Genomic DNA, 12,424 nt, shown 5'->3' on the forward strand with positions numbered 1-12,424 from the left:
TCGACAAACGAAATAAAAAGTGGTTTGTTCTGTTTACTCGGCTTATGATTAAATATATTTAAAGTTAAAACTTACAATTATGACTGGCATGCTTAAAGAAGATTCTCTAAAAGGAAAAACCATTATTGTAACAGGTGGTGGCACAGGCCTCGGTAAATCGATGGGGAAATACTTTTTAGAACTCGGAGCCAACCTTGTTATTACCAGTAGGAAGCTGGAAGTATTGGAAAAATCTGCTGCTGAGCTAGAAAAAGAGACTGGTGGGAAAGTGCTACCCGTAGCTTGCGATATTAGGAAATATGATGAAGTACTCCATGTTATAAAAGAGACTGAGTCAAAATTCGGCCAGATTAATGGTGTTTTAAACAATGCTGCTGGAAACTTTATTAGCCCAACAGAAAGACTTTCTCACAGAGCATTTGATATTGTAGTAGACATTGTATTGCGAGGAACATACAACTTTACATTAGCTAATGGTAAAAACTGGATAGAGAAAAAGCAAGCGGGTACATTTCTAAATATAGTTACCACTTATGCCTGGACTGGCTCCGGTTATGTTGTACCATCAGCTTGTGCTAAGGCTGGCGTTTTGGCACTTACAAGATCTCTTGCAGCTGAATGGGCAAAGTATAATATCAGAAGTAATGCCATTGCACCAGGTCCATTTCCAACTGAAGGGGCGTGGAAAAGGTTATTCCCGGGAGAGGTTGCTGAACAAATAGATCCGTTGAAAAGAATACCTCTTAAAAGATTCGGAGAACATCAGGAATTGGCGAATCTGGCAGCTTACCTTATGTCCGATTATTCTGCTTATGTAAATGGTGAGGTTGTAACTATAGATGGTGGCGAATGGATTAATGGTGCTGGCGAGTTCAATGGCCTCGAAGCAGTGCCTCAGGATTTATGGGAGCAGCTTGAAAAAATGAGATCAAAAAAATAAGTTAGAATCTAAAACCTAATTCCAAACTTATATAGCGGTGCACGTTGCCACCAACCACCTCAGGACTCATCCTGTAAAACAATACTTTGAATGTTGTATAATGACTTGAATACACACCGCCCCAAACGTGCGTAATCATAAATTTTTCGGCTTGTTCTTCATGCGGACTTGCTTTGCCTATTCTGCTACCTTCTATAAAAATATTATGATTGATGTACTCCGCTCTTAGCCCATAAAAGAAAAATCCTTCCTCTAAAAACTGATCTATTTTTCCTAATTCAGGGATATTCTTAGACAATCTACTTCTATTATATCCAGAATTATCTAAAGGGTTTAATTCACCTAGCCGCATTATTAATTGCTGATAAGCCCTCGTACTTCCGTTACCAGCAGTCAACTGGGTTTCACTCACCAAATCAAATGATTTTGCGATAGGTACTCTTTGAGTCCTTAAATAATTAAGATTAATCACAAACTCATCCTGAATTTCTAACTCCCAACCTTTGGGTGCCGTAATGCTTGCTACATCATGCCACCATAACTGGAAGTTTCCTATCCCGGAGCTTGGGCCCACCATACCCAGCCTAACACCATACTGGTTAGATGCATTTTTTGAAGGATAATTATCAAACCAAAGCCCCGTATAATGCCACCCCGCAAACGGCCGATCCCTCCTTATTACATCTGGTTCACGTATTTTTTGGGGTGTAAAAATCTTATGGCCATAATCAATTCTCATAATCACCTTAGAATCATCATAAGAAGTGCTAAATAACTTTCCAAAGAATTTTTCTTGGCCAACCACTCTGGCATAAGATATATCTGCCCCAGATGTGTAGTATTGATCGATTACAAAAACAACATCGTTATCATACCGCACTGTTAGTTCTCTATCCATACGATGACTGTTAAAAACTTCCTGAGCCAAGCAACTAAATGGCAGTAGAAAAAATAGAAAGGCTTGTATTTTCATCAACGATCGGATAATCAGTATTTTAGCCGCTAAAATAGAAACATTTTAGAAATGACCCTTCCTAAAAAGCTTACTGATCAATTAAATAAAAGAAAACAGAATAATAGCATCAGAAGCTTGAAGACAACCAATGGTTTAGTAGACTTTTCGTCTAACGATTATTTGGGTCTTTCTAGAAATGAAACCTTAAAAGCCAAAGTAGAAAGGCAATCGAAGAATTTAAATCTTGGGTCAACAGGTTCAAGACTGTTATCTGGTAATAGTGCAATTGCCGAGGAAACGGAAGCCTTTTTAACTGAACAATTTTCAGCAGAAAGTTGTCTGATCTTAAATTCTGGTTACTTGGCTAATCTGGCCGTTATTTCTTCCATCCCTCAAAAAGGAGATACTATCATTTATGATGAACTTGTGCATGCGAGTATTAAAGATGGTATGAGGTTGAGTTTAGCTAATAAAAAATCATTCAAGCATAATGATCTGGCCGATCTTAAGAAGCGACTGGATTTAGCAGAAGGTGATCGCTATGTAGTAATAGAATCTGCTTATTCTATGGATGGGGATTTTGCTCCACTAAAAGATGTTATTGATATCTGTGAAAAACATAAAGCCAGATTGATATTAGATGAAGCACATACAACAGGACTATATGGTCGTAAGGGTGGTGGGCTATCTGAAGAATTAAAATTGGAAGACAAAATTTTCTGCCGGGTGTTCACATTCGGTAAAGCGATTGGGTGTCATGGAGCTGCAATTGCCGGATCGAAAGATTTGATAACCTATCTCATAAATTTTGCGAGACCTTTTATCTACACTACCGCATTACCTGACCACTCATACATCTCAATCAAAGAAGGATTTAACCATATTTTAAAATCAAATGAACCGAGGGTACAGCTTTTCAACAATGTAGAATTTTATAATGATCTATTTGAAGAGAAATTGAACACTAAATTTTCAAGGGTTAGTAATGATCATCCAATTCAAACAATATTAATCTCTGGTAATAATAATGTGAAAAATGCCGCAGCAACACTTCAGAAATCAGGCTTTGATGTTCGTCCAATACTTTCGCCCACTGTTAAAGAGGGACAAGAAAGATTAAGAATTTGTCTGCATTCCTTCAATACAGAAGATGAAATTTACAATCTGGTGGCTACCTTAGCGAACCTATGAACTATTTCGTCACTGCAATAGGTACAGATAGCGGAAAAACAGTTATCTCAGCCGCATTAAGCTTGGCATTAAATGCGAAGTACTGGAAGCCGATACAGGCAGGTACACCAACTGACAAAGATTTGATTCAACGGCTAACAGAAGGGAAGGTAACTACACTACCGGAAAGGTACGTACTAAATACACCGGCTTCGCCTCATTATGCTGCAGAAATAGATAATGTAAAAATATCAATTGAAGATTTTAGTTTACAAGAGGAACAGAATTTGATTATTGAAGGAGCAGGAGGTTGTTTAGTGCCAATTAATTCTAAAGAATTTGTGATTGATTTGGCCAAGCACTTAAATACTGAAGTGATACTTATTTCAAACAATTATTTGGGGAGTATTAACCACACTCTGTTAACTCTGGAATATCTGAAAAAGGCAGATATTCAACTTAAAGGAATCATTTTCAACGACACCCCCAACCCATCAACAGAAGATATAATCATGCAGCATGCTAATTGCCCGTGCATTTTTAAGGTTGGGAAAATGGATACAGTAAATGCTGAAACAGTTAAATCGCTTTCAAAGAGTTTAAAAGAACGTTGGAATGAATTGGGTTGGTAGGGATAAGGTATCAGTTTGGCATCCATTTACACCTTTAAAAGGTGTGGATGATCCATTAATGATCAAACGGGCAGAAGGCGTTTATTTAATCACAGAAGATGATCGCAAAATAATTGATGCCATTTCATCTTGGTGGGTAAATATTCATGGACATGCTCATCCAGAAATAACAAAAGCAATAGCGGAACAGGCTGCAAGCCTTGAGCATGTAATTTTTGCTGGCTTTACTCACCAACCTGCTATTGAGTTAGCTGAAAACCTTCTTTCCATTTTACCATCTAACCAGCATAAAATCTTCTACTCAGATAATGGCAGTACTGCTGTAGAGGTAGCACTTAAAATGGTTATTCAATATTGGTATAATAAAGGAACACAGAAAAATAAATTTATTGCTATTGATGGTGCCTATCATGGCGATACTTTTGGTTCCATGTCTGTAGGCGAACGTGGCGATTTTACGAGACCATTTTTTAATCATTTGTTTGAAGTAGAATTTATTGACTTTCCCACGCCTTCAAACCTCAATGAAGTCAAAAAACAGTTTGTTGAGTATTTAAATACAGGTGAAATTGCGGCTTTCATTTTCGAACCGCTTGTGCAAGGTGCCGCTGGAATGAGAATGTACGATGCGTCATTTCTGGATGAGCTTATAACAGTAGCACGCGAACATAATGTTTTGTGTATTGCTGATGAAGTGATGACTGGTTTCGGAAGAACTGGTAAACTATTCGCTTCTGATTATCTAGTGAATAAGCCAGACATTTTTTGTCTTTCAAAAGGGTTAACTGGAGGTGCTTTGGCCATGGGTGTAACATCATGTACTAAGGAAATTGAGGATGCATTTCAAACTCCCGAACTTAAAAAAGCATTCTTGCATGGGCACTCATACACTGCTAATCCAATGGCCTGCGCAGCGGCTAATGCAAGTTTTAAGTTGCTTCAAAAACCAAAATGCGCGAAGGGAATCGAATTAATACATCAATGCCATTTGAATTTTGCTGATTCAATAAAAAACAAAAATATAGTTAAGGAAGTAAGGGTTCTGGGAACAATATTAGCATTGGAATTTAAGTCTGATGATGATACCTCATACTTCAGTGAAATGAGAAATCAGCTTTACCCATTTTTCATTTCAAGAAATGTATTACTCCGACCATTAGGCAACCTCATTTACATACTACCTCCCTATATCATTACTGAACAACAACTTAATCAAGTCTATTCAGCAATAACAGAGTTTCTTACTGAGCACGCTTAGTGGCTAAAAACTCTTCTAATTTCTTTCTTAACTCAGGTGTGTTTTTAGTGTATTCGGGAGAATTGCCCTTCTTTTCAGGGAAAGTTTCCACATGCAATGTTTGTGTTGGGAATGCAAAGTTAACTCCAAGATTCTCGGCCAATTTAACAACCTCCAAAAGCACCTCATGTCTAGATCTTAGTTCTTCTGTCCATGTGGGTACCTCAAAAAATATGTAGAACAATACATCTAGTGAAGATGCACCCATATTGTTAAAGTGTATTTCATAGTAATCTTTACGCGTTTTAGGGTGCTTCTTTACAATTTCCTTAAGTCCATCAACAAACACCTCTATCAAATCAGGAGGCGTATCATACGTTAAGGATATATTAGTCATAAACCTTCTATATACCCTTAATCCATGGTTATCAATCATTTGATTGGTGATCACACCATTAGGTATGTACATAACGGAATTTCTAAAGGTTCGAATTCTGGTCGATCGAAAGCCAACTTCTTCAACTGTGCCGTCAACATCTCCGGAAGTTATCCAATCACCTACTTGAAATGGCCTGTCAACAAAGATCATGAGAGAGCCAAAGAAATTTTTAATGGTATCCTGTGCTGCTAGTGCAAAGGCTAAACCACCAATGGAAATACCTGCAATCAAGCCTGTAATATCGAACTCGAGATTATCAAGAATAAAAAGACCACCAACAATTACTACGAATGTCTTAAGTACTTTACGTAGCAATGGCACCAATTGATCATCCAGAGTACTCTCAGTTTTCTCAGCCATCTTAGATAGGTAGAGTGAAAATATATCTACTAGCCTATAGAAAAATACAATAGCAAAAACAGGCCATATTGCCTTGAGCGCTATAATCACATACTTACTCATGCTAATAGGCAATTGCAATACCGGCACAAATACGATCAGAATAGGGAATATTATGAGGAAGCTAATTGGTTTAGCTACTGGAATCACAACTTCATCTGCTAATTTTCGATACCCCATTCTTAGTAGTATCTGAATGATCAGCTTTTCGATAACAAGTGTAAATATTTTATGTAGTACAACGCATATAATTATCAGTATCAGAATTCCGGCTAGTTGCCAACCCCATAATCCAAATAGTTTAAACCCTCCGGAATTCGGAGGTAATAAATGAAGAAGTTTGGCTGTGCCAAACGGATAAATATCAGCATGCAGGGCATCAATTTTCTTCACTGATTTAGCCGAATACTTCCACCTGGAGCCATATTTTTCTAAATAAAGATCAGGGAATTTTTTACTAACAATATATCTAGCCCTATTATTTGTAGAATCAATGTAGTTTGGAGTTCTTGGTATCTCGTCAATTTCAATTTCTTCTCCTGAACCATCAAAAATTTGCTTTAACTTAATCGATAGGGAAACTATCTCTTCATTGCTTCTACCTTCATTTTTTAAGGCTTTAGAGGCAATTTCAGGATAATAACTGTCAGGTTGTAAATACTGCAAATGAGTTATTACAGCATCATAAGGGGTTGCAAGATTATAGCTAACAGTATCCTTTTTCTGACCTTTTAAAAGGCCGCTAATACCCAATAATAATATCAATAATGTAATTCTCATTTTTAAAACTTTATCCTGGAATAAGTATCACCCGAAACTATATACATTGTATATTCATTAGATACCTCTGAATATAATAGACCTATTTCACTATCGCTACTTACTGGTCTAGAATTAATCAATTCTCCGTTAGACTTGTATAAATAGGTAAAGCCTTGTAGTTTATCAGTAATCGCATAAATTTTATTGTCAGGAGAAAAATAATAGTATTGCACTTCAAGTTCTTCTGAGCCTAAATAATCCTTGGCTAAAATTTCTTCAAAACGTTCATTTAATAAAACAAGCCTTTGTTTGTCTTGCCTAGCAATAATATAAGACTCTTCAAACGCGTCAGGAACAATATTGAATTTAGCCTCCTTAGTCTGCCTAAATAATTCTTGCGTATTATCTACCACACCTTCTAAGTTAATTCGATAGAATTTACCGGAATTAGATACTAAATGAAGATAAGATTTCGATAAATCACTTCCTGATTCTACAAAAATCCTTGAACTAAATCTGTCACCCAGTTTTTTTGGAAATCCATTATATACCTGACCTCTTCTAGTATAGAGTGTTAAAGTTCCATCTTTTAAAAGGGTAACAAAACAATCTTTACCTCTAATTCGCAAATGAAATGGTGTAAATACATGTTCACCGGTAATCTTTAATGGATCCCAACCATCAAGCGATTTACCATGCTTATTGAATAAATAAATATCACCTGAAGTTGCTATTAATACAAATCGGTAAGATTTGGTTTTATCATAGTCAACAACCCTCGACCCTCTACATGTAAATGATAACTTTTTAGGATAATCTTCAACAAAATTACCAAGTCTGTCTATTATATAAATGTAACTTCTCGTGGTAAAAAAATATTGGAGTTTATCATTTTTATAGAAGTCAATCTGAGTAATTTCTGAATTTATCTGTTCATCAATTTTTACAGTCCATAACTTCTTTCCATCATTTGATATGAGAGATACATTATTCAGCGAGTCCTGAACAAGTGTCTCTAAAAGATTGGTATTATGATTTTTGACTACATAAGGCTTACTAGTTATGGCATTTGTAAACGTCAGAGTGTGATCAGCTGTAAATACCGATCTGGCTTGATTCTTTGCTTGCTTTGATTTTTCAAACGATACATTAGTATAAAAACTTTCGTCAATTCTGCTTAATTGAATTTGCCCTAATCGATAACTCTTAAATTCAGATTCATTGTCTAAAAAGAAATCCTTCCAAACAGGATCAATATTTTCAATTATTGAAGGCCATAGCCTCAGCAAATTATAGTTATAGCCTATGTTAATCTCATCAAGCCCACTGGAAAAAAACTCATTGAAGCTTAATTCTCTGCCCCATGTTCTTTCAGATTCTATGCTCTGAACTAAATCCTTTAAAACATTAATTGTTGTTCCAAAAACAATGTAATCATTAAGTTTTAAGAAGTATACAGATTCAAATCCCTCGAATACTTCGCCAAACATCAACTTAGGAAAATTTGGAATGCCCAATTCAGTAATTTCATAATTTCCGTATGATTCTACATACAAAGAATCACCAGAAAGAGTACTTACTGATTCAGAAAGCTTGTTGAGCTTAGAAAGATAATCGGTGACATCCTTTACAGAAGCATAAAGTAGTGCCTCATTTGATGGCCCATCAATAACTTCTACATAACAAAGCCCGTCCTTCAGGTTAGAAAAATATTCATTTTCCTTAAGCTGATACTTTTTTAGAAAATCATTTCTTGAAATAGAAAATTTACTATTCTCTTCTTTCCAATATTCTATGAGATTACTTTTCCACTTTAACGGATCACTTACTAAAAATTTCTTGGCAGACAACGCATTTGATGGTATAACATAATTAAACCTATCCTTAATAGGTGTTTGCTCAATAAATGTATTCGTATAATCGCCTCCGTCTATATTGGTGAAGCCGTTTAAAGTGAAAGTATTTTCACTTACTGAAACATCTAAAAAAGAACTACTGCCATATATCTTAATGAAGCTTAAATCTTCTTTAGTAAAGACGTTCAGCAAATTATCAAGCCTATCAATATTTATATAAACATTGCCTTCATCACTAGAAAGCTTCGGAACAGTTAATAACTTATAATTAACCGTTTTAAATAATTTTAAATTAGAATCTGATCCAACTCTTATAACATCTTCTATCAATAGAGGAGATGAACTGAAAATTATATACTCACCATCATATGTGTAGGAGTATTTATCCTCATCTATTTTAATATCATAAATTTCCTTATCGAGATATTTTCTTCCTTTATCATTTGAACTTTTCTTTAGCAAACTACTGATAAGCGGCTTAAACAGACTAGAGTTTGATTTTATAATTAAAGTTTGATCAAAACCAGATTTTCCTGTTTGATAATATGATACTAGAAATCTATCAGCGGAATTTTGATTTATTTGTAATGAATCATAAAAGTCATTATGTATGAACCCACCATTGAACTTTTTGAGCAACCTTAGTCCTTTGCCCTCACTATCCAATAATATCGGGTTATCAAACTCCATAACTAAACATGCATGTTCAGTTATATATTCCCACTCATCTGACTCAATTCGAGTATAGTACTTATTATAAAATAAGTATGAAATTCCAGTGATTAAAATGAGAAGTGTAAAAAGAAGGGCTCGCTTATTCAATGTGGCTTTTTTACAAATAAACTTAATTTGGATATCTTCTACTAACAGAATATCTACAAAGCAAAAAACCCTTAGAGGTTATCTAAGGGTTTAGCTCTACCATAGGCAGATAAATAAAAGCTGGCAACGACCTACTCTCCCACATATTATTGCAGTACCATTGGCGCTGATGGGCTTAACTTCTCTGTTCGGAATGGGAAGAGGTGGACACCATCGCTATAGTCACCATAAAATCTTACTGTGGACTTTACCACAGTTAATATCGTTGACATTGTGTTATGAAAGAATTTATGAGGGCATAGCCCTAGAGAAAGTTTACAGGTAATTAGTACTGCTCAGCTTTGACATCTCTGCCTTTACACCTGCAGCCTATCAACGTCATCGTCTTTAACGTCCTTTTAAAGAAGTCTCATCTTGAAGTGGGTTTCGCACTTAGATGCTTTCAGCGCTTATCCCTTCCTAACATAGCTACCCGGCGGTGCAGCTGGCACCACAACCGGTACACCAGAGGTTAGTCCAACCCGGTCCTCTCGTACTAAGGTCAGATCTTCTCAAACTTCTTACGCCCACAACAGATAGGGACCGAACTGTCTCACGACGTTCTGAACCCAGCTCGCGTGCCACTTTAATGGGCGAACAGCCCAACCCTTGGGACCTTCTCCAGCCCCAGGATGTGACGAGCCGACATCGAGGTGCCAAACCTCCCCGTCGATGTGAGCTCTTGGGGGAGATCAGCCTGTTATCCCCAGAGTACCTTTTATCCTTTGAGCGATGGCCCTTCCATGCGGAACCACCGGATCACTATATCCGTCTTTCGACCCTGATCGACTTGTAGGTCTCACAGTCAAGCTCCCTTATGCTATTGCACTCTGCGCACGATTACCAACCGTACTGAGGGAACCTTTGAAAGCCTCCGTTACTCTTTTGGAGGCGACCACCCCAGTCAAACTACCCACCAAACACTGTCTCCCTTACAGGGATTAGGCATCACGTAAATAAAGGGTGGTATTTCAACAACGACTCCACGACACCTGGCGGCACCGCTTCGTAGTCTCCCACCTATCCTACACATTATTTACACAATGTCAATGTTAAGCTGTAGTAAAGGTTCATGGGGTCTTTCCGTCCCGTTGCGGGTACGCGGCATCTTCACCGCGACTACAATTTCACCGAGCTCATGGCCGAGACAGTGCCCAGATCGTTGCACCATTCGTGCAGGTCGGAACTTACCCGACAAGGAATTTCGCTACCTTAGGACCGTTATAGTTACGGCCGCCGTTTACTGGGGCTTCAGTTCAATGCTTCTCCTTACGGATAACATCCCCCTTAACCTTCCAGCACCGGGCAGGTGTCAGGCCTTATACATCATCTTTCGATTTCGCAAAGCCATGTGTTTTTGCTAAACAGTCGCCTGGGCCTTTTCACTGCGGCTTCTCACCCGAAGGTGAGGAAGCGCCCCTTCTCCCGAAGTTACAGGGCCATTTTGCCTAGTTCCTTAGCCATGAATCACTCGAGCACCTTAGGATTCTCTCCTTGACTACCTGTGTCGGTTTGCGGTACGGGTACCATTAACATTACTTAGAAGTTTTTCTTGGAAGCCTGATTAGGGCCACTATCCGCGCTCCCGAAGGATTGCGGTACTATCAGGTTCAGCTAGTCTTGCGGATTTGCCTACAAGTCCAATACCTACACCCTTTAACGTGCTATTCCGTCAGCACGCGAGCCTTTCACTTCTCCGTCACTCCATCGCTGTTAACGGTAGTATGGGAATATTAACCCATGGTCCATCGACTACCCCCTTCGGGTTCGCCTTAGGTCCCGACTAACCCTGATCCGATTAGCGTTGATCAGGAAACCTTAGTCTATCGGTGGGCGGGTTTCTCACCCGCCTTATCGTTACTTATGCCTACATTTGCTTTTCCATACACTCCACCATACATTACCATACGGCTTCACTGTGAATGGAATGCTCCCCTACCCAGAATAAATTCTGCCAAAGCTTCGGTATTACACTTAATGCCCGATTATCATCGATGCCCTGTCGCTCGACCAGTGAGCTGTTACGCACTCTTTAAATGAATGGCTGCTTCCAAGCCAACATCCTGGCTGTCTCAGCAACTGGACTACCTTAGTTCAACTTAGTGTAAATTTGGGGACCTTAGCTGTTGGTCCGGGTTCTTTCCCTTTCGGACAAGGACCTTAGCACCCTTGCCCTCACTGCAGAGTATATCTAATAGCATTCGGAGTTCATCAGGATTTGGTAGGATGTGACTCCCCCTAGTCCTATTGGTAGCTCTACCTCTATTAGACTTAACCTCCACGCTGCTCCTAAAAGCATTTCGGGGAGTACGAGCTATTTCTCAGTTTGATTGGCCTTTCACCCCTACCCACAACTCATCCAAAAACTTTTCAACGTTTACTGGTTCGGACCTCCAGTGCGTGTTACCGCACCTTCATCCTGGTCATGGGTAGATCACCAAGTTTCGCGTCTACCCCCACTGACTTATGCGCCCTATTCAGACTCGCTTTCGCTCCGGCTCCGTGACTCTAATCACTTAACCTTGCCAGTGAGGAGTAACTCGTAGGCTCATTATGCAAAAGGCACGCTGTCACAACACGAAGTTGCTCCAACCGCTTGTAAGCGTATGGTTTCAGGTACTATTTCACCCCCTTATTCAGGGTACTTTTCACCTTTCCCTCACGGTACTTGTTCACTATCGGTCTCTTAGGAGTATTTAGCCTTACCGGATGGTGCCGGCAGATTCAGACGGGATTTCACCTGTCCCGCCCTACTCAGGATACTACTATCATTAATAAGGTTACCAATACGGGGCTGTCACCCTCTATGGCCTGTATTCCCATACAGTTCTTGTTCTATTATTAATAATTATTGTAGTCCTACAACCCCGATCCAGCCGTAACTGAATCGGTTTGGGCTATTCCGCGTTCGCTCGCCACTACTAACAGAATCACTATTGTTTTCTCTTCCTCCGGGTACTTAGATGTTTCAGTTCTCCGGGTTTGCTCTCCTTGCGGAGTGACTAGTCTTCAACTAGCCGGGTTGTCCCATTCGGAAATCTACGGATCAATTCATATTTGCTAATCCCCGCAGCTTATCGCAGCTTATCACGTCCTTCATCGCCTCTAAGAGCCAAGGCATCCTCCATACGCCCTTATTTACTTTCTCTATTTTCTTTTGTTGACTGCTTTTG

At 38.8% G+C, this 12,424-nt stretch carries 7 protein-coding genes and 2 rRNA genes; 4 read left to right on the plus strand and 5 right to left on the minus strand.

Features of this window, described 5'->3' with window-relative positions; all coding sequences use genetic code 11:
* Nucleotides 1-79 precede the first annotated feature (79 nt).
* Nucleotides 80-940 carry an SDR family oxidoreductase gene (locus JR347_RS17030; protein WP_205721782.1) on the plus strand — a complete coding sequence of 287 codons (861 nt, stop codon included), beginning with the start codon at nt 80-82 and terminating at the stop codon, nt 938-940.
* A gap of 1 nt (nt 941) precedes the next feature.
* Here the strand turns inward: JR347_RS17030 and JR347_RS17035 are convergent, their stop codons facing one another.
* On the minus strand, nt 942-1,913 hold the full coding sequence (locus tag JR347_RS17035; RefSeq protein WP_394369436.1) for a lipid A-modifier LpxR family protein: 972 nt from the start codon (nt 1,911-1,913) through the stop codon (nt 942-944).
* A 51-nt stretch (nt 1,914-1,964) separates the two neighbouring features.
* Between JR347_RS17035 and JR347_RS17040 the strand changes: the two genes are divergently transcribed.
* The 3 genes from JR347_RS17040 to bioA are packed head-to-tail and all read left to right on the plus strand — an operon-like array spanning nt 1,965 to nt 4,955.
* Complete coding sequence (locus JR347_RS17040; RefSeq protein ID WP_205721784.1) at nt 1,965-3,086, plus strand: aminotransferase class I/II-fold pyridoxal phosphate-dependent enzyme; 1,122 nt, start codon at nt 1,965-1,967, stop codon at nt 3,084-3,086.
* The gene (bioD, locus tag JR347_RS17045) at nt 3,083-3,697 is read left to right on the plus strand and encodes a dethiobiotin synthase (RefSeq protein ID WP_205721785.1); all 615 of its coding nucleotides are present in this window, start codon (nt 3,083-3,085) and stop codon (nt 3,695-3,697) included. The genes JR347_RS17040 and bioD overlap by 4 nt, the downstream gene beginning before the upstream one ends.
* A complete protein-coding gene (bioA, locus tag JR347_RS17050) occupies nt 3,681-4,955 on the plus strand; it encodes an adenosylmethionine--8-amino-7-oxononanoate transaminase (RefSeq protein WP_205721786.1) in 1,275 nt (424 codons plus the stop codon). The genes bioD and bioA overlap by 17 nt, the downstream gene beginning before the upstream one ends.
* On the opposite strand, the gene JR347_RS17055 is transcribed toward bioA, so the two are convergent.
* The 4 genes from JR347_RS17055 to JR347_RS17070 form a co-directional block, all read right to left on the minus strand.
* Nucleotides 4,939-6,552, minus strand: a complete 1,614-nt coding sequence (locus JR347_RS17055) for a mechanosensitive ion channel family protein (RefSeq protein WP_205721787.1) — start codon at nt 6,550-6,552, stop codon at nt 4,939-4,941. The genes bioA and JR347_RS17055 overlap by 17 nt on opposite strands.
* Nucleotides 6,553-6,554: 2 nt before the next feature.
* Nucleotides 6,555-9,212 carry a hypothetical protein gene (locus JR347_RS17060; protein ID WP_205721788.1) on the minus strand — a complete coding sequence of 886 codons (2,658 nt, stop codon included), beginning with the start codon at nt 9,210-9,212 and terminating at the stop codon, nt 6,555-6,557.
* A gap of 118 nt (nt 9,213-9,330) precedes the next feature.
* A 5S ribosomal RNA gene (gene rrf / locus JR347_RS17065) occupies nt 9,331-9,442 on the minus strand.
* 75 nt (nt 9,443-9,517) lie between these two features.
* Nucleotides 9,518-12,399, minus strand: a 23S ribosomal RNA gene (locus tag JR347_RS17070).
* Between the last annotated feature and the right edge of the window lie 25 nt (nt 12,400-12,424).

The sequence above is a fragment of the Fulvivirga lutea genome (assembly GCF_017068455.1).
Lineage (GTDB): Bacteria > Bacteroidota > Bacteroidia > Cytophagales > Cyclobacteriaceae > Fulvivirga > Fulvivirga lutea.

Excerpts from the sequence above, each read along its gene's own strand:
- JR347_RS17030 (WP_205721782.1), top strand. The coding sequence starts at position 80 with ATGACTGGCATGCTTAAAGAAGATTCTCTAAAAGGAAAAACCATTATT.
- bioA (WP_205721786.1), top strand. The coding sequence starts at position 3,681 with ATGAATTGGGTTGGTAGGGATAAGGTATCAGTTTGGCATCCATTTACA.
- JR347_RS17040 (WP_205721784.1), top strand. The coding sequence starts at position 1,965 with ATGACCCTTCCTAAAAAGCTTACTGATCAATTAAATAAAAGAAAACAG.
- bioD (WP_205721785.1), top strand. The coding sequence starts at position 3,083 with ATGAACTATTTCGTCACTGCAATAGGTACAGATAGCGGAAAAACAGTT.
- JR347_RS17055 (WP_205721787.1), bottom strand. The coding sequence starts at position 6,552 with ATGAGAATTACATTATTGATATTATTATTGGGTATTAGCGGCCTTTTA.
- JR347_RS17035 (WP_394369436.1), bottom strand. The coding sequence starts at position 1,913 with ATGAAAATACAAGCCTTTCTATTTTTTCTACTGCCATTTAGTTGCTTG.